This window comes from Acinetobacter sp. USHLN143 (assembly GCF_037145695.1).
Classification (GTDB): Bacteria; Pseudomonadota; Gammaproteobacteria; order Pseudomonadales; family Moraxellaceae; genus Acinetobacter; species Acinetobacter fasciculus.
Genome location: NZ_JBBCWZ010000032.1, coordinates 1 through 19,043, shown reverse-complemented (window position 1 = coordinate 19,043; position 19,043 = coordinate 1). Strand labels below are relative to the sequence as shown.

Sequence of the window (19,043 nt, the reverse complement as noted above, 5' to 3'; positions counted from 1 at the left end):
CGATGACTGGGCACAGCCTGTTGCAAGCAAAAAGACCGAACATATATGTTCGGTCTTTTTTGTAGCCTAAAACAGTCTGTCTAGAATGAACTGTTTTAAGTGACTGGCAATTGATTCACGTTGGCTTATTTCTGTTTTTTAAGCGCTTGCTTCAGTTGCTTCAATTTGCCTTTATGTTTTGAAATCTTTTTCAAACGTGCTTTGATTTCTTGCTTTAAAGATTTAACTTGCTTAGCCATGGTATTACTCCCTAGTAAGGCTATTCGTTAGGCTTGTGTTGTTTCACAAAACCACGAATAAATTTTCTTAATTCACGAGCAGCACTAGTATCCAGTTCTTCGCAGAGACGAATAAATTCATCACGCTCCGTACTCTGAATACGAATTAAAAGTTGTCCATCTTTCTTGCCTGTCTTTATTTTTTTGATTTGCTCGCTCATTGCTTATCTCTCCAAAATAAAGACTGCTTTGCAAAAGATGTATATACAATATATATACTTTTTAAATTAAATCAAACTTACATTGTAAAAATATTTAATAAAATCAATTTCTTTTTTTTACTACAATTTCTATAAAACCGTGCAAAGCCTGTCCAGGCAAGGCTTTAGGCAATTGGCTGAATGGGCTTTTTATGGATAAATTATTTTTGCAAAAAGGCGATGTTATGCTTAAAAATCGCCATGGCTACAGCAAGATCTCCTGCATAGCTTGAAGATCGTCCGGCGTAGTTGAACTGAAATGAGCCTGTTTAAGGACGAAACTCTTTCAGTTCACGTTGAATAAAGTATTGGAACATTTCACGGTATAGATGTTCAATAAACTCCTGATCGAGGCCCTGCTTTTGCGCCAATGCCCTAACATTTTCTACAATCTGTTCCATACGTTCTGGTGACTGCAAATCGGTTTCGGTTTTTTTGAAACGGGTGGTTTGATCAACATAAAATTGACGCGCAGCGATCAGCTCAACTAAAGCTGTATCAATGGCATCGATCTGTTGACGTGCATGTTCTAGTGATTCAGCTTTGATCTTTTCCATGTTTTTTCAGTTCACTTTCAGTTTGATTATTACTTTTATACTTTTCTTCTAACACATTACTGAAAATACTTTCAATCATCCAGACCCGATATAAGCTATTAAATGTATAACTTTGATCATCTATCCGCAGTTCCAGTACCGGAAAGTTCGGCTGCGACTTCATTTCACAGAGCATATCATTGTCCTGCAGCTTCACCAGAATATCGTTCTGGGTCAGATCTACAATATTTAACTGTTGCTGCAAAAGTTTGAAATGGGGTGCATAAGACAGGTCTTCACCACGGGTCCAGACAGCCTGCAAGATCTGGTACATCGCCTCAATCCGCTGCTCCTCGGGACAGCTATAAAATAACTGTGCCATTGGCGCAATCGCCTGCTCGGTCGGTCGGCAAAACGGGGTAAATTCTACGTCCGTCCGTTTGGATAAACGTGTGGCCAGACTCCAGTCAAACTCATCCCGGCCACGATAGGACAAGGGATAGACATTCAACTGGATATTATAATAATCGGCCAGTTCTTCCTTGATATAGGCCAGCAAAAGCCAGGAGATCGGATCTTCCAGCGCGATATACAAGTCCAGTTCCGGATCCATCGACTGGATCTCGTTCAGCTCTTCAGCATCACTGATCAGATGCTCACGCCATTCAATGTGATCGATCATAAAAATCGGATTACCGGTCAGCAGTTTTTGCTGCTCCAGACGCCGGGTCAGACGCAACAGGTCATCGACTGCCTGATACTGGCGTCCGCCTAAATTAAAATAGCTGGCCAGAATCGGGGTCTGATCAAAAATACGTTCGGGAAAGTCCTGTGGCTGATGATGACGACTGGCCATGGCATAAAGGGTTCGTAATTTTCCGGTCTGTTTTTGCCACAACATATGAAACACATCTTCCAGCAAATACAGAAAATCCTGCCCGCGCAGCGGGGTATGCCGTAAAATCAGTTCCGCCTGTTGCAAGGCTTCAGCGCTGGGCAATTCTGGCGTGTCATGAAAACTAAAACGATGCTGTTTCGACAGAATCTTGGCATCATTTAGGGTGTAGTGCTGCCATTCATCAAAAGACATCTGATTTGGGGGGGCTGCATGCGAACTGGAAATAATTACTTTCAGCGGCTTGAGCTGCGGACTTAAAATTTCTTCGAGCTGGGGCAGCTGCTGTACCGCCAGATAGCTGTACACATCATCCAGTCTTAAATGGATACTCAGCCCATCTTGAATAGATAACACCGTTTGACGGATTGGTTTCTGGTAAAACCAACTCGATCGGATTGGATCAAACCAACGGCGTAACAGGGACATGAGTTCGGCCTCGACAAAGATGACGGTGTGCAGTTCAAAAAATTGAATCTGTACAGAATAATCTATTTTTAAGATCGCAGAGCAAAAGCCCTGCATGGTGTAAAAACTTATATCAAGTCTTGACATACTCCCCCCACTTTCGACTAGCTCAAGTGGGGGATTCTAAAAGCAAAAGCTCTTAGGTGACTTCCTCACGGATTTCACTTGCTTTCTGCTTCACAGGGCGATCTTTACCGCATCTTCCCTCGACAGACAAAACGGTGTGTCCCACCGCTAAAATGTTGCGAGAAGCATTAATATCTGCATTCTCGCTAAAGCCACACTCGACACAACTAAAGTTTGCCTGAGTGAGCCTATTTTCTTTTGCAACGTGACCACATGAACTACAAGTCTGACTTGTATATTTAGGGTCAACTTTAACGAGTAAACCACCTCGCCATTGCTGTTTGTACACCAACATATTAACAAGCATTGACCAACCTTGATCTAGGATTGATTTGTTCAAGCCTGATTTAGCTTTAACATTCTTTCCTTTTTCTTCGATTGAGCCTTTGGCTGACTTCGACATATTGGCTACTTTTAAGTCCTCAACTACGATCATTGCGTGGTTTTTGCTGAGAGTTGTCGTGACTTTGTGCAAGTAGTCATGCCGAATATTGGCAATATGATGATGTAATTTATTGATCTTTAAATTAAGTTTTTTCCAATTTTGACTAAATTCGGTTTTCTTTCTCAACTTGCGTTGAAGCCTAGCCAACTTTACTTGATTGGCTTTAAAACTATTGATTGGGTCAAATACCTGACCTGTTGATATTGTAATTAATTGCTTAATGCCAAGATCAACACCAATTGCAGATTTTGATGGATGAATTGGTTGTTCGATTTCACGGTTAGTACAAAATGAAACATACCAAAGCCCACAAATTTTCTTAATTGTAATACTTGTGATTTTACCAACAATTTCTTGTGATTTTTTAAATCTTATCCAACCTGTTTTTTTAGGCAAAGAAACTCGATCACTAATAACCTCACAATCTGCAAATGGAAGTCTAAAAGATTGCTCACCATCTGATTTCTTCTTGAATCTTGGCATGAGTGGTCTAAGCTGAATCTCACCACCATCAGCCAATTTAAAAAAATTGGGTTTACGTGGTTTCCGCTTGTTTTGCTTTAAACGAGCTTGTTCTTTTTTGTTGTAAAACTTACCCCATGCTTGAGCAAGATCACGTATTTTTTGCTGTAAGCAAGCTGAATATGTTTGACCAAGAAAAGAAAATTCAGGTGTTTTTTTAAGGGGCACTAATTTTTTTTCAATGCTTTCGTAACGAATATATTCATCTTTAGCAAACATTTCAAATGATTTAGCGAGAATTTGATTCCACACAAAACGAGCAGAACCTATTGCTTGATTAAGCAATATTTCCTGTTCTTGGTTAGGCAGAAGCCTAAACTTGTAGTGTTGTGAAATCTTCATTAAATCATTGTTTATAAAAGAATTGTAGTGTTTAAATTATAGCAAAAATAAGCAATAAAACCAAGAAAACATTATCTTTAATATGGCTATCGCCACTCGCTTGTATCCTCCACCTGACTGTCGGTGAGGGTCTTACGCCCGATTAAGATAAGCAAATGTTCAATGTTTAACAATGGATTAGAGGTCAAGATTCAGGTCAGTGACTGCACCGGTTTCTGCACCTGAAGTCAGTTTGGCGAATTTGGCCAGCGCACCGTGAGTATAGTTTGGCTGAGGTTTGGTCCAGGCCGCTTGACGTGCGGCAATTTCTTCTTCCGCAACATGCCAGGTCATTTCCCGGGTTTCAGCATTAATTGAAATCTGGTCACCATTTTTCACCAGACCAATCGGGCCACCCTCATAAGCTTCTGGCGTCACATGACCAATCACAAAGCCATGACTGCCACCAGAGAAGCGTCCGTCAGTAATTAAAGCCACCGAAGCGCCCAGACCTTTACCAATAATCGCAGAAGTCGGTTTCAGCATTTCCGGCATGCCCGGACCACCTTTAGGGCCGACGCCACGAATCACCACCACTTCACCCGGCTGGACTTCACCATCCAGAATCCCGCGCATGGCACCCTGCTCGCCTTCAAATACCCGGGCCGGACCAGCAAAATGCAGACCTTCCTTACCGGTAATCTTGGCCACGGCGCCCTTCGGCGACAGATTGCCTTTTAAAATCACCAGATGAGAGTCTTTTTTCACGGGCGCATCAAAAGGCAGAATAATCTGCTGGCCTTCTGGATAGTCCTGAACCTCGGCCAGGTTTTCTGCCAGGGTTTTTCCGGTCACCGTCAGGCAGGAACCATCCAGCATGCCGGCATCCAGCATGCGCTTCATCAGCGGTTGAATCCCACCGATGGCAATCAGTTCAGACATTAAATACTTACCAGATGGGCGCACATCGGCCACCACCGGAATATCTTTACCAATCCGTACGAAATCATCAAGACTCAATTCAACCCCTGCGGTATACGCCATGGCCAAAAGATGCAGTACACCATTGGTCGAGCCACCCAACGCAATCAAAACCTTGATCGAATTTTCAAAGGCAGCCTTGGTCATGATGTCACGCGGCTTGATATCCAGTCGCAACAGATTCATCACCGCCTCACCGGCACGGGCACAGTCAATTTGTTTGTCATCCGAAACTGCTTCTTGCGCGGACGAACCCGGCAAGCTCATACCGAGTGCTTCAATCGCAGAGGCCATCGAGTTAGCCGTATACATACCACCACAAGAACCCGGACCCGGCAAAGACACTTCTTCAATATGCTTGACCTGAATCGCGTTAATTTCACCTTTGGCATATTGACCGACCGCTTCAAATACCGAAATCATGTCGGTATGGCCTTCGCCTGGTTTGATGGTGCCGCCATAAATAAACAGACCCGGACGGTTTAAACGGGCTAACCCCATAATGCAGCCGGGCATATTTTTATCACAGCCACCAATGGCGATCACCCCATCATAAGCCTGACAGCCCACGACCGTTTCAATCGAGTCTGCGATCACTTCCCGTGACAGCAGTGAATATTTCATGCCTTCCGTGCCATTGGAAATACCATCTGAAATGGTAATGGTATTAAAGATAATCCCCTTGCCGCCTGCCGCACTCACGCCCTGCTCTACAGTTCTGGCCAGACCATCAATATGCATATTACAAGGCGTGACATTGGCCCAGGTCGAGGCAATACCAATAAATGGACGTTCAAAATCAGCATCTTGAAAACCTGTGGCACGCATCATGGAACGGGCTGGTGCATTTTCAATGCCTTCATAAACGGGGGCTGAATGCTCGCGGATATTATCTTTACTCATTATTTTCTTCCTGGGCGTCGACTGATTTGAAACTTCAGTTTCAGCAATTTATTTTAAGACTATTGTATAGAAAGCATTCGGCATGTAAAAGAAATTACCCTATAGAAAAACATTTTGATGAATACTTAAAAAATTTTAATCACATGATCAAGCGACATGGATGTCGCCGTTTCGCTACTCTACAGGGAAGTAAAGTTAGCGGAACAAGAGCGTTTTGTTACTTTTGCGCCGTCAAAAGTAAGATTCTGCCTGCACAAAGATCATCAGAACTTTTAAAGTTATTAACGCTTTGATTTTAAGTGGATCTTCGATTTTTTTACCATACAGCCTCAAATTACCTGAGTAATTTTTAATGCTATCTCGTAGGCACTTTTACTTTTGCCGGGCCAAAAGTAAACAAAATCCCTTTGTTTGCCCGATATGGCATCCCTGCCATACGGGCAAACGTGCGACTTCCTGTCGCATTCTACTGGGCATAATTTGGAAAGTCTAAAAATAGTTTCTTGTATAAAAAAAGCACCCCATCTGGAGTGCTATTTAAATCTGTAAAATTACAAATTAGATATCACGTACTGCACCTTTCGAGGCACTGGTAGTATGCATCGCATACGCTTTCAGTGCTTTAGACACTTTACGCGGACGCTGTTCCGCAGGCTTCCAGCCTTTGGCTTCTTGTGCTTCACGGCGTGCTGCCATGGTTGCTTCGTCTACGGCCAGGTGAATAGTCCGGTTTGGAATATCAATTTCGATACGGTCACCATCTTCAACCAGACCAATCGCACCGCCTTCCGCAGCTTCAGGAGATACGTGACCGATTGAAAGGCCAGACGAACCGCCTGAGAAACGGCCATCCGTTAAAAGTGCACAGTCTTTACCCAAACCTTTCGATTTAAGATAACTGGTTGGATACAGCATTTCCTGCATGCCCGGACCACCACGTGGACCTTCGTAGCGAATTACCACCACATCACCCGCAGTGATTTTGCCGCCCAGAATCGCTTCTACAGCAGCATCCTGGCTTTCAAACACACGTGCAGTCCCGTTGAATTTCAGGATGGAATCATCCACACCCGCTGTTTTTACGATACAGCCTTCCAGTGCGATGTTGCCATAAAGTACTGCCAGGCCACCATCTTGCGAGAAGGCGTTGGCTGCATTACGGATCACGCCATTGTCACGGTCACCATCTAAACGGGCATAGTAACGGTCTTGTGAGAATGCCGTCTGCGTTGGTACACCGCCCGGCGCTGACTTAAAGAATTGATACACGTCTTCATCTTCAGTACGGATGATGTCCCATTTATCCAAGGCATCTTTTAAAGTTTTTTCATGGACGGTTGGAACAGATGTATCCAGCAAGCCTGCACGATCCAGTTCGCCCAGAATCGACATGATGCCACCGGCACGGTGTACATCTTCCATATGGACATCCTGTTTCGCTGGGGCAACCTTACAAAGAACCGGCACATTACGCGACAAACGGTCGATGTCGGTCATCGTGAAGTCGACTTCAGCCTCGTGTGCTGCTGCCAACAGATGCAGAACCGTATTGGTTGAACCACCCATTGAAATATCCAGCGTCATGGCATTTTCAAACGCTGCTTTGGTCGCGATTGAACGTGGCAACAAGCTGTAGTCATTTTGCTCATAATGACGTTTAGTGATTTCAACAATCAATTGACCCGCACGCTCGAATAATTTTTTACGATTTGCGTGGGTTGCCAGCGTAGAACCATTACCCGGTAAAGATAAACCTAAAGCTTCGGTCAAACAGTTCATGGAGTTGGCGGTGAACATGCCTGAACATGAACCACAGGTAGGACAGGCTGAACGCTCATAAGCTGCCACTTCTTCATCAGTAAAGCTGTCGTCTGCCGCAACCACCATGGCATCCACCAGGTCAATCGCGTGTTCATTGCCACGGATTTTGACCTTGCCCGCTTCCATCGGACCGCCAGAGACAAATACCACCGGAATGTTCAGGCGCATCGCGGCCATCAACATTCCCGGGGTGATCTTGTCACAGTTCGAGATACACACCATCGCATCGGCACAATGGGCATTGACCATGTACTCGACCGAGTCTGCAATCAGATCTCGTGAAGGCAATGAATACAGCATGCCGTCATGACCCATCGCAATACCGTCATCGACCGCAATGGTATTGAATTCTTTTGCTACACCGCCTGACGCTTCAATTTGACGTGCCACCAGCTGACCCAGATCTTTAAGATGCACATGACCCGGTACAAACTGGGTGAACGAGTTCACCACCGCAATAATCGGTTTACCGAAATCTTCATCTTTCATGCCGGTGGCACGCCATAAACCGCGTGCGCCAGCCATATTTCTTCCGTGTGTCGATGTTTTTGAACGATAGTCAGGCATTTTATATTTCCAACAAAGTTTGAGCTTGCAATGAATCGGGCAGATCCACTCTGGCTAAATCATACTGACAAGGAGCTTAAATCAGTTGAATTTTAAACCTATCATACTACAAGCCCTTGATTTACAAGATGGCCTTTTGGGTGTAGATGCAGGCAAAAATGTCTATAGAGAGGTTTGGATGATCTGACGATAAAAATTTCTTAATGAAATCTACTATACCGCCATCATCATCAGGACAATACAAAACTTTCATGAATAATTTTTACAATTTGCATGAGTTTTTTTTATATAAAAATTCCACCGAAATTCAAGTACTCACAGGCCTTATTCGATAAGTTTTTGCAACGATTAGGCTGAAATTTGGCTTTTGGCTTATAATACCCTTTAAGTTTATTTGGAATTTCATGTGTGAAGATCATATTTGCGGGCACACCAGAATTTGCAGCCACAGCATTGGCTGCACTGCTTAAAACCGAACATGAAATTGTTGCGGTCTACACTCAACCGGACCGCAAAGCTGGACGTGGACAAAAACTGAGAGCTTCTGCAGTCAAGCAGCTGGCTTTAGAAAATAATATTCCGGTCTACCAACCGCTTCACTTCAAATCTTCGACTGAAGAAGGTCTGGCAGCGCAAGCGGAACTTAAAGCCTTAAATGCAGATGTGATGGTAGTGGCGGCTTATGGCCTGATCCTGCCACAAGTGGTTCTGGATACGCCAAAATATGGTTGCCTGAATATTCATGGTTCCCTGTTGCCGCGCTGGCGCGGTGCAGCCCCGATTCAGCGCGCGATTGCTACCGGCGATGCCGAGACCGGTGTAACCATTATGAAAATGGCGGCCGGTCTGGATACCGGGGATATGATGTATAAAACATTGTGCCCGATTAGCGCCGAGGATACTTCTGCCAGCCTGCATGACAAACTGGCGTTACAAGGTGCTGAGGCGATTGTGGCCGTGCTCGAATCGGAACAGACTTTACAGCACTATCTTGAGACTCGTGAAGTTCAGGATGAAAGCCTGACGGTTTACGCGCATAAACTGACAAAAGCCGAAGCGCAAATTGATTGGACCCAGCCTGCAGCAGACATTGACCGTAATATTCGTGCCTTTAATCCTTGGCCAGTGGCATTTACCCCGCTTGATGACAGCAACAATTTACGCATCTGGAGTTCATCACTTTCCAAGCAAAACGCAAGCAATGCCCTGCCTGGTGAAGTAATTACCCTGGATAAAGACGGCGTGCATGTAATGTGTGGCGATCAAAATGTCATTTGCATCACCAATCTGCAATGGCCAGGCGGCAAAGCCCTGAATGCTGTTCAAATTAATCAAACTCAAAAACTATCGGTAGGATATAAATTCGCATGAGCCAAATTCAATCATCAGCTAAAAATTTGAATTTGCGCGCGCAAGTTGTAAAAACGCTATTGGCTGTACAAAATGGCCAATCACTTGCTTCTGTACTCAATCAACATATTAATATTGTGTCTGAACGTGACCGTGGTCTTTATCACGAGTTAACGCTAGGCTGTTTACGTCAGTGGCATGGCCTGAAAGCCATCACCCTGCCGCTATTAACCAAACCTCTTGATAACCAGGCTCTAGAAAGCTGCTTATATTTGGGTTTGTACCAGATTCTATGTACGCGTATTCCGGCACATGCTGCGATTTCAGAAACCGTCACTGCAGCCAAACAGCTGGGATTTGAACCTTTAAGCGGTCTGGTCAATGCGGTACTGCGTCGTGTTTCACGTGAAACAGAAGAATTTGACCTGGCTTTAAATCAGGCGCATGGCCTGCCAAGCTGGCTCTACAAGCGTTTAAAGAAAGACTGGCCGGAACAGCTTGCCGAGCTGTCACATGACTTGAAACAGATTGCGCCGCTTACCTTGCGTGTCAATATCAATCAGGTCAGCCGTGATGAATATCTGGAAATTCTGGAAGAAGAAGGCTATGAAGCACGTGCCTGTACTCTTTCTGAAGTTGGGATTGTACTGGAACAGAATGTGCATATTCCGAACCTGCCGGGCTATGAAGCCGGCGGTTTCTCGGTGCAGGATGAACATGCCCAGCTGTGTGCGACCTTAGTTCCTGACCTTGAAGGCAAAATCGTAGTAGATGCCTGCGCTGCGCCAGGGGGTAAGACTGCGCATATCTTGGAAAAATACAGCCCGAAAAAACTCTATGCCATTGATCAGGATGCTAAACGTTTAGTCCGTGTGGCAGAAAATCTGGAACGTTTACTGTTAACTGAATATGCCGACGTTGAAATTATCGCGGCTGATGCGATCACCTGGACCGCTCCGGAGCCGGTCGATTGTATCGTACTGGATGCACCATGCTCTGCAATTGGTGTGATCCGTCGTCATCCGGATATTCGCTTGTTACGTCACTCTACCGATATTCCGCAAACGGTACAGCTGCAAAAGCAGATTCTGGAAAATATGTGGCAGCAACTGAAAGTCGGTGGTACGTTGCTGTACATCACCTGTTCAATTCTGAAAGCCGAAAATGAACAACAGATGGTCGAGTTCTTTGCTCAACATGCCGATGCCAAAGAAATCAAAATCGAAGCCGATTGGGGCATCGAACAGATTCATGGCCGTCAATTGTTACCGAAAGCGGATCAAGGCGACGGCTTCTTCTATTGCCGTATTGAAAAAACGGCATAAATCATGCGTTTAAAATGAAAGGCAGCCTAAGCTGCCTTTTTTATATCTCGTGATTTAGTGAATATGAGGTTTATTGAATAAACTTAAAAATCACCAGACTGCTGGCCAATGCAGCCATGCCACTGACCAGCCCATATACCGTTTCATGTCCTTTGGCATAGCGTTTTGCCGTCGGCAATAATTCATCCAGTGCCAGATAAACCATCACGCCGCCAATCACCCCAAAGATCAGACCATAGACGGTTTCACTCATATAAGGTGCCAGAATAAAATAACCGAGCGCTGCCCCCAATGGTTCGGCCAGGCCCGAGACCAGACTGGCCCAGAGCGCATAATCTTTACGGCCGGTGGCCATATATACCGGCAAGGCTATCGCCACACCTTCTGGCACATTATGAATCGCAATTGCCACCGCCAACGGCGCACCTAAAGCTGGGCTTTCTAGTGTGGCAAAAAACGTCGCCAGTCCTTCTGGTAGGTTATGTGCGCTAATCGCAAACAGGGTCAGCATACCGGTACGCAGTAATTGGGGGGAACTGACGCCCTTGGCAGAATGGGTTTCAATCGTGTCATGCGGATTCGGCACAAAGCGATCCAGCAATAACACCAAAACCACGCCCAGTAAAAAAGCAAAAGTGCCAAAGGCAAAACCGGTTTTTTCATCAAAATCCAGACTAAAGGACGCAATCGATTTGTTCAGAATTTCGGTTAAAGAGACATAGATCATGGCACCGGCAGCAAAGGCCAAACCAAAGGCCAGCAGGCGGAAATTGGGTTTTTTTAAGAATAATACCAGCCCCCCACCCACCACGGTGGCCAGCCCGGCAAATAAAGTTACGGCAAAGGCTGTATATACTTGTCCATCTGAAACGGAAATCATGTCAAAGCATCAGCCATTAAAAAAGTCATTATCATCAAGGATGATAATGACTTCCGTTTATGGCAACAGTACGTTTATGTGAAGATTTTTAGTCTTCTGGTTCTTCCGGATTCTTTACCAGATGAATCACAGCCAGTACCAGACCACCCCATAATAAAACGATGGAGATGATCATCATGATTAGTGCAGATGTATTCATAGTCGCTCTCCTAGCTGTGACGGTCTTTGATCAGGCTGAACAGAATGGCACCCAGAATAAAGAATGCCATCACTCCTCCACCTACCATCCATAGGGTACTGGCAGCATAGCCACCATAACCTTCTGCCATGACGGATTTCAGGGTCAAGCCCAATGCCAGCAATAATGACAAAGGCGTGATCACCGTCAGCATGAAGTTCCAGCTGGCACCCAGTTTCACGCTGGCAAACTCATTCACATGGCCTTCCAGCTGTTTCATTAATGGACGACGGAACCACGACAACAGAATAATCGATAACAGACCACCACCGACAATACCGATGTTATTGGCAAAGTAGTCGATGATATCGACAAAGGTAATCGCACTATGTGTCGAGAACATCAGGGTAGAAATCACTGCTGAACCACCAGCAATAATCGTCACTGACTTGTTCTTTGACCAGCCCAGCTTGTCCTGGAATGCAGCAATCGGAACTTGCAGGATGCTCACCATGGAGGTAATACCCGCCACCGTCAATGAACCAAAGAACAGGAAACCGAACAGGTCACCACCTGCACCTAAACTGGAAATGATTTTCGGAAACGCAATAAAGGCCAGACCAATACCACCGGACACCACATCTTCAACTTTCGCACCTGAGCTGAATGCCATAAAACCAAGCGCGGCAAAGACACCAATACCCGCCAGGATTTCAAAAGACGAGTTGGCCAGTGCCACCACGATCCCGGAACCGGTCAGGTTGGTTTTGCGTTTCAGGTAAGATGCATAGGTCAACATGATCCCGAAGCCCACTGACAATGAGAAGAAGATATGACCAAAAGCGGCTAACCAGACTTTATAGTTGGCCATCGCTTCCCAGTTCGGCGTGAAGAAAGCATTTAAACCATCGACTGCACCCGGTAAACGGACTGCCTGAATCACTAGGATCGTGAATAAAATCACCAGCAATGGCATAAAGATTTTATTCGCCAGTTCTACCCCACGGCGTACGCCACCGTAAAGAATCAGCATGACTGCTGCCCAAACGACTACCAGACCGAAGAACAGTACAGGTACGAAACCGAAAGTCAGGCCCTCACCATTTTGCAGGTAAGTATTGAAGAAGAAGCCTTGAGTATCTGTGCCCCACTGCTGTCCAAAGGAATAGAACATATAGCTGCCGGCCCAAGACAAGACACTGGCATAGTAAATTCCGATCACCAGAGTGACCATGACCTGCCACCAACCCAAGGATTCGGCATTCATGAGTTTTTTATAGGCCATAGGCGGTGCTTTACGGAACTTGTGTCCGACCGCATAGTCTAAAAACAATAAAGGTAAACCTGCTGCGAAAATCGCAATCAGATAAGGGATCAGGAATGCCCCGCCACCATTTTCATAGGCAACATAAGGGAAACGCCAGATATTCCCCAAGCCAACGGCGGAACCAATCGCTGCAATAATGAATCCTGATCGTGCGGACCAATTCTCACGAGTTTCTGTCATAGAACACCTAAACTTTTAACCCCTTTAGATGCTGCTTGTTATGGTTATGGCGCAAGCAAAAAAAGAAGCATTTTCAATAATTTTGGGTGTTTGAATTAGAGGGCACCTTGTGGGCGTCGAATTCTAATGTACAAACAGGTCAGCAGGTCTTACATCTTGCTTAAAGTCTGATCGAAAAACTGACCTTGTAGATGATTTAACAATACTGACTTTTTTAAATTTTTTCTGTAAATTCTGCTTAAAATATTCGTTATTTATAATCTATTCGAATTAAGCGTTCAATAATTCTGCGAAATAAGCCAGATTAAACAAGTTATATATTGACAAACTTTTTGGAATATATTTTTCTTAAGTTTTACTACAGGGTCGCTGTTTCAAAAAATGTATTCCAAGACTCTGATCCAGCATCTGTTTTTAGATCATTATTTGAAGATGAAACGGCTCATACTAAGGCAAATGACCAAGCCGTGATATGGGAAATCAAATTCTCTCATGGAATTTTGACCTCTTTAAAAACCGGTTTAAATATCACAAGCAGATTTAAAACAAGCTGCCTGTGATATCGAAGCGATGAGTATTCTAAACTTAGGCTTTAATCACCAGCATGCGCTCTTCCTGCATGTCGCGAATGGCTGACTGAATTCCTTCACGACCCAGACCTGAATCTTTGACCCCGCCATAAGGCATGTTATCGACCCGGAAAGACGGAATATCATTGATGATGACACCGCCCACATGCAGATGATCCCAGGCATACAGCATCTTGTTCAGATTCTGGGTATAGACCCCAGCTTGCAAGCCAAAACGGCTGCGGTTGATACAGGCAATACCGGATTCGAAATCAGCATACGCTTCCAGAATTGCCACCGGGCCAAAGGCTTCATCACGGTAGATTTCCAGACTGTGGTCTACATTTTCCAGCAAGGTCGGTGCGAACATCACACCATTTAGCTCACCTCCAATCAGGATTTTCGCATCTTTTTTCAAGGCTTTATCCAGCCATTTTTTCAGGCGTTTAGCTTCTGCTTCTTTGATCATCGGACCAACCAAGGTCGTGCTTAAATTCGGATCGGCTGCTTTAATCGTTTTCAGTTTCGCCAGTAGTTTTTCTTTCACTTCAGTATAAATCTGCTGATGCACCAAAATGCGTTGCACACTGATACACACCTGTCCGGCATGGTTATACGCCCCGCCAATTAGACGGTTAATCAAGGCATCGTTAATTTCGGTATCTGGCTCAATCATGACAGCAGCATTGCCACCCAGCTCCAAGACCACTTTTTTACGACCGGCACGCGCTTTCATATCCCAGCCTACAGCATCGGAACCGGTAAAACTGAGTAATTTAAAACGCTCATCGGTGACCAGTAGATCAGCCAGCTCTCGCGGACAGGGCAATACCGAAAACGCACCTCGCGGTAAATCGGTTTCCGCCATAATTTCAGCAATTTTTAAGGCAGAAATCGGGGTCAGGCTAGGTGGTTTCAGCACAAAGGGACAACCGGCTGCAATCGCAGGAGCAATTTTATGCGCGGTCAGGTTTAAAGGAAAATTAAACGGACTAATCAAAGACACTGCACCAATCGGCACCTGTTTTACAATGCCCCGATAACCGGATGCTGCCGCAGTCACGGCCAAAGGCAGCATACGTCCCTGATCAACTTGGGTCACGGCATCTGCGGCAATCTGGAAAGTATTAATCAGACGTTCAACTTCGGCTTCAGCTGCTTTACGCGGCTTGCCCCCTTCTGCAATCAGAATTTCAGTCAGTTCTTCATGAATCTCACGAAAACGGCGTACGCAATGCAGCAGAATTTTCTGTTTCTGAAACGGCTCCAAGGCAGCCATTTCGGCTTCAGCATATACGGCAGACTGAATCGCCTGTTCCAGTGTATTGGCATCAGCCAAGGCGACACGGGCATACAGTTCGTGGTTATATTTATGTTTGACCTCTAACCATTCACCCGTCTGAACGGCCTGACCGGCGACATATAATGCATACTCTTTCGTTTGTTGTGTGCTTCTCGCTACCATCTTATTGTCCTGCAAAATCCAAGGATATACATTTTTGAAATTCTCTATATCATGCACTTGCTACTCCATATTAAGAAGATGTTTTTAAGTAACCAGACACCTCCAATTTTAATAAAGCTTTAGGGAATAGAGCCATGCGCGCAAAAATACTCACCACCTTATTCTTCGGTTTTGGACTCAGTACGCTCAGTCATGCAGATGTAATCGGCGTGAAAGCGGATCTCAGCTACTGGGATTTTGACGGCTATAGCCAGGATAACAATTTCAAGCATGAGCTGGATCGACAAGGTACAGCACAACTATCTGTCGCTGTAGAACATCCGGTGCCATTGTTACCAAATGCAAAAATCAAATACGTCAATCTGGACAGCACCAGCGAACAGAGTTCTCTTATCAATGCCTCAGATATCGAGCTGAACAATATTGACTATATTCTGTATTACGAATTGCTGGATACCATTGTGCATGCGGATATAGGCACAGGTTTAACCAATCTGGATGGTACGGTGGAAAACCGGACTGCTGGCGCTTTCACTCAATACGATCTGGATGAATACAGTCCACTGCTCTATGCAACAGCCGGAGTTAAATTGCCATTTACCGGTATGAGTGCCAAAGCAGAAGCGGTTTACAGTCACGGCAGTGATACCCGAAAGACCGATGTACAAGCCGAACTGCAATATGATTTCATTGATAATCTGCTGGTCGATGTCGGTGCCAAAATCGGTTATCGCATCATGCAAGTGGATTTTGAACAGGATCAACGTCCAGATTTACAGCTGGAATTTAAAGGCCCTTATATCGGTCTAGATGTGCATTTTTAATGCAATACAACTGGTTAAGCTTGCACAGCTCAATTTCTCTGCGCTGATGTAAGCCAAAGCGTACAGCAATAACCGCAATCTGCTGCTAGTGCGCCACCGGGATGTGTATTACTTTATAAACATAGAGAGCAGGATGCTCCAGAAGACCTAAAAACAAGAATAACATCGCAACACCAGGACGTGAGGTACGACAGGAGTTATACCTAAATCACGAGATACGAAAAAGCCCCGACAGGATGTCGGGGCTTTTTTTTCTGCCTATTATTTTATTTATCATTGCTTAACAGTTCCGAGCTAAAACTCCAACATTGTAAGAATCCCCTTGTTGTTAAGCTAAAAATCCTCACATTTTTTGGGAACAGCAATCATGGTAAAAAAGGTCCTCTTTATTACATCCAATCAAGGCATTGAACATGATGAACTCACTGAGCCTTTAAATTTTCTAAAGTCCAAAGGTTTTGAAGTCATTCATGCTGCAGAAAAAAATGAAGATGTCGCCACTGTCAAAGGTGATACCAAGGCTGCTACCCAATACACGCCGGATACCAGTTTCGACCATGTCGATCCGAATGATTATGATCTTTTGGTGATTCCCGGCGGCACTGTCAATGCAGATACTTTAAGAATCAATCAGGATGCGCAGAAAATCATTCAGCATTTTGCCGACAATCACAAACCGATTGCCGCAATCTGTCATGGGCCATGGACCCTGATTGATGCACAGCGCATCAAAGACAAGAATCTGACCTCATATAAGAGCATCAAGCTAGATCTGGAAAATGCCGGCGGGAAATGGGTCGATGAACAGGTTCACCGCTGCAATACCGGTGACTGGGTACTGATTACTTCACGCAATCCGGACGATTTACCGGCTTTCAATGAAGCGATCTTAAAAGAGCTTGAAGGCGAAGTTGCCTAAGTTCCTACAATATAAAAAAGAACCTCAACACTGAGGTTCTTTTTTATATTTAGACACCACCGGCCAGACTTTTCAGATAAGCCACAACGTCTTTATTGCCGGCCATTTCTGCCAGTTCTAAAGCAGTATTTGGACTACGATGCGCAATGTCCGCACCCTTGCTGACCAGAAGTTTGACCACTTCCAGATGATCATTTTCAGCGGCGGCCTGTAAGGCGCTATAGCCTTCTTCATCGGCGGAGTTGACGTCCAGACCTTCCTGTAGCGCCTGCTCGACCTGCTCAACATCGCCTAAAGATGCCCAGTACACCAGTTCAGGAAGATGCAGTTCGTCATCATCTTCAGGGATTGGGGAGATTGAATTGAGTTTCATAATGAGATCAAATTTATTATTTATTAATAAATATTTTACAATAGACCTCTTGCGTTAGTCAAAATTTAATCAGTGATAAGCGTTGATTTTTAAATAAATATCAAAGTCTAAAATAATACTTTCGCAAGAGGTCTAATGTCAAAAAGTTAATTTCTATTGTATTTCATTATGAATATTATCTAATCTGACGGTCTGTTCTTTAATTTGGGACAGTCTTGTATAGTTACCTACAACTGCTAAACCTAAAATACTGATAATCAACCAAGCAGTCCAATCTGCTAACTCCACTACATCGTTAGCTTCTATGTCAGACCAATATGCTCTATGTAAAGCTTTAGATCTTTTCTTATACATTTTTTTAATTTTAGATTTTACCTCTCTATAATTTTCAATATCATGGATTCGATAACCACCATATACCAATATACAGGCAAGACCTTTTGCATTTGATTCAGATATTTCATCTTGTGTAATAGAGAAGAAGCACTCAATACATGACCATAATTTAATAAATTTCATAGTATCATTATTATCTTTTGTAGCTTCACAAAACCAATATACAGATTTAATAATCGCATCTTCTACTTCGGTTTTTAATTCTTTTTCTAAAATAGTAAAAAACTCATCAAAGAATAAATTGGTTTTAAAGTGTTTTAATATTTCTAAATCAATTTCAGCATTGGAAAATTTAGGAAATGAATAAGAAAAACTTCCATATTGACTTTCGTTTGCCCACTGTAAACGAAGGTTACGAGATTTATGGCTAGAAGAAGAATTTAAAGCTTGAATCCTATAATTTAATAGATCTCTTGCGAAAGTCATTATTGCAAGTTTATCCGGTTTACGAGTGCAGCAATTAAGTTAATGCGTAAGCCGAATCTTTTCCGTCTATTTCGATAGCGTTCACTTAATATTCTAAATGTTTTCAATTGACTATTAATGTGTTCGATCACAACTCGTATTTTTTCAATCATTTTATTGTACTTTTTCTCAACATCAAATAAGGGTAAATTCTTCTTTTTCTTTATTGGCATCAATAATTTAAAGCCATCTTGCTCTAATCCGTAGTACCCTAGATCAGTCATAACATATTCACAATGTTTGAATTTCTTAACCGTTTTTCTTGCCAATTTAATGTCATGCTGACTGCCATTCGATATATCTAGCCCTATGATTTGTTTGCTGTTCGGATGATAGATCACTTGTACTTTTAGCGTATATTTCTTCTTTTTACCACTGTAGAATTTACTCTGATTTTTTTTTCGGACGTTCTATTGAACATTCTGTCGCATCAATAATTACCCAGTTAAATTGTTCGTCTGCCGTGGTAATGCTTCGTTTTGGCAGAGTAAAACGTCTTGATTTCATCAATGCATCTTCAACCTTTTTAATGGTTCGATTCACATTACTTTCAGCGATATGGTAATTTGCCGCTAATTCCAGTTGAGTGCTGTAGTTCCGTAAGTAATTGAGAGTTAATAAGTTGTCATTAAAAAGTAAACATGTATTCTTTTCCGAATTGGTTTGATACTTTCTCCACCCATTGCTCTATTTTGTCAGCTGTCATGACTTGAAAATCTCGCCAATAAT

Annotated in this window: 16 protein-coding genes and 2 pseudogenes; 4 read left to right on the top strand and 14 right to left on the bottom strand. The window is 43.8% G+C overall.

Translation table 11 applies throughout. The annotated features are described in order from the left end of the window. Window positions 1-259 precede the first annotated feature (259 nt). The 6 genes from WFH18_RS09865 to ilvD (WFH18_RS09840) form a co-directional block, all read right to left on the bottom strand. On the bottom strand, window positions 260-439 hold the full coding sequence (locus tag WFH18_RS09865; RefSeq protein ID WP_004280844.1) for a hypothetical protein: 180 nt from the start codon (window positions 437-439) through the stop codon (window positions 260-262). Window positions 440-747: 308 nt separating this feature from the next. Continuing rightward, complete coding sequence (locus WFH18_RS09860; protein ID WP_004647685.1) at window positions 748-1,035, bottom strand: chorismate mutase; 288 nt, start codon at window positions 1,033-1,035, stop codon at window positions 748-750. Beyond that, the gene (locus WFH18_RS09855) at window positions 1,016-2,338 is read right to left on the bottom strand and encodes a hypothetical protein (RefSeq protein WP_174894700.1); all 1,323 of its coding nucleotides are present in this window, start codon (window positions 2,336-2,338) and stop codon (window positions 1,016-1,018) included. Before WFH18_RS09855 ends, WFH18_RS09860 begins: the two co-directional genes overlap by 20 nt. A 178-nt stretch (window positions 2,339-2,516) precedes the next feature. Further along, window positions 2,517-3,812 (bottom strand): RNA-guided endonuclease InsQ/TnpB family protein, encoded by a 1,296-nt coding sequence (locus tag WFH18_RS09850; protein WP_148334915.1) that lies wholly within the window; start codon window positions 3,810-3,812, stop codon window positions 2,517-2,519. A gap of 177 nt (window positions 3,813-3,989) precedes the next feature. After that, window positions 3,990-5,675 (bottom strand): dihydroxy-acid dehydratase, encoded by a 1,686-nt coding sequence (ilvD, locus tag WFH18_RS09845; RefSeq protein ID WP_336754779.1) that lies wholly within the window; start codon window positions 5,673-5,675, stop codon window positions 3,990-3,992. 558 nt (window positions 5,676-6,233) lie between these two features. Further along, entirely contained in the window at window positions 6,234-8,063 is a 1,830-nt protein-coding gene (ilvD, locus tag WFH18_RS09840; protein WP_026056552.1) for a dihydroxy-acid dehydratase, read from the bottom strand. Between the two features lie 408 nt (window positions 8,064-8,471). On the opposite strand from ilvD (WFH18_RS09840), the gene fmt reads away from it, so the two are divergent. Together fmt and rsmB are read left to right on the top strand one after the other, a co-directional pair. Beyond that, on the top strand, window positions 8,472-9,434 hold the full coding sequence (gene fmt, locus WFH18_RS09835) for a methionyl-tRNA formyltransferase (protein ID WP_005268206.1): 963 nt from the start codon (window positions 8,472-8,474) through the stop codon (window positions 9,432-9,434). After that, window positions 9,431-10,738: a 16S rRNA (cytosine(967)-C(5))-methyltransferase RsmB gene (rsmB, locus tag WFH18_RS09830; RefSeq protein ID WP_004280818.1), complete on the top strand. Its 1,308-nt coding sequence runs from the start codon at window positions 9,431-9,433 to the stop codon at window positions 10,736-10,738. The genes fmt and rsmB overlap by 4 nt, the downstream gene beginning before the upstream one ends. A gap of 70 nt (window positions 10,739-10,808) precedes the next feature. On the opposite strand, the gene zupT is transcribed toward rsmB, so the two are convergent. The 4 genes from zupT to WFH18_RS09810 all read right to left on the bottom strand — a co-directional run bounded on the left by zupT (window position 10,809) and on the right by WFH18_RS09810 (window position 15,337). Then, on the bottom strand, window positions 10,809-11,618 hold the full coding sequence (gene zupT, locus WFH18_RS09825) for a zinc transporter ZupT (protein WP_005268208.1): 810 nt from the start codon (window positions 11,616-11,618) through the stop codon (window positions 10,809-10,811). A gap of 88 nt (window positions 11,619-11,706) precedes the next feature. Further along, window positions 11,707-11,817: a methionine/alanine import family NSS transporter small subunit gene (locus WFH18_RS09820; protein WP_005268210.1), complete on the bottom strand. Its 111-nt coding sequence runs from the start codon at window positions 11,815-11,817 to the stop codon at window positions 11,707-11,709. A gap of 10 nt (window positions 11,818-11,827) precedes the next feature. Further along, a complete protein-coding gene (locus tag WFH18_RS09815; protein WP_005268212.1) occupies window positions 11,828-13,303 on the bottom strand; it encodes a sodium-dependent transporter in 1,476 nt (491 codons plus the stop codon). A gap of 585 nt (window positions 13,304-13,888) precedes the next feature. Continuing rightward, entirely contained in the window at window positions 13,889-15,337 is a 1,449-nt protein-coding gene (locus WFH18_RS09810; RefSeq protein ID WP_026056551.1) for an aldehyde dehydrogenase family protein, read from the bottom strand. Between the two features lie 134 nt (window positions 15,338-15,471). Here WFH18_RS09810 and WFH18_RS09805 point away from each other — a divergent pair, with 134 nt between their 5' ends. Together WFH18_RS09805 and WFH18_RS09800 are read left to right on the top strand one after the other, a co-directional pair. Next, a complete protein-coding gene (locus WFH18_RS09805) occupies window positions 15,472-16,161 on the top strand; it encodes a TIGR04219 family outer membrane beta-barrel protein (RefSeq protein ID WP_005268214.1) in 690 nt (229 codons plus the stop codon). A 367-nt stretch (window positions 16,162-16,528) separates the two neighbouring features. Beyond that, window positions 16,529-17,080, top strand: a complete 552-nt coding sequence (locus WFH18_RS09800; protein ID WP_005268215.1) for a type 1 glutamine amidotransferase domain-containing protein — start codon at window positions 16,529-16,531, stop codon at window positions 17,078-17,080. A 49-nt stretch (window positions 17,081-17,129) separates the two neighbouring features. On the opposite strand, the gene WFH18_RS09795 is transcribed toward WFH18_RS09800, so the two are convergent. From WFH18_RS09795 to WFH18_RS09780, 4 genes and pseudogenes are all read right to left on the bottom strand, one after another. Next, window positions 17,130-17,453, bottom strand: a complete 324-nt coding sequence (locus WFH18_RS09795) for an ankyrin repeat domain-containing protein (RefSeq protein ID WP_121980146.1) — start codon at window positions 17,451-17,453, stop codon at window positions 17,130-17,132. 153 nt (window positions 17,454-17,606) lie between these two features. Next, window positions 17,607-18,275 carry a HEPN domain-containing protein gene (locus WFH18_RS09790; protein ID WP_086044262.1) on the bottom strand — a complete coding sequence of 223 codons (669 nt, stop codon included), beginning with the start codon at window positions 18,273-18,275 and terminating at the stop codon, window positions 17,607-17,609. Then, window positions 18,275-18,938 (bottom strand): annotated as a pseudogene (locus WFH18_RS09785) (IS5 family transposase); the annotation flags it as partial. The pseudogene WFH18_RS09785 and the gene WFH18_RS09790, both read right to left, overlap by 1 nt. 4 nt (window positions 18,939-18,942) lie before the next feature. Continuing rightward, window positions 18,943-19,043: pseudogene (locus WFH18_RS09780) on the bottom strand (transposase); the annotation flags it as partial.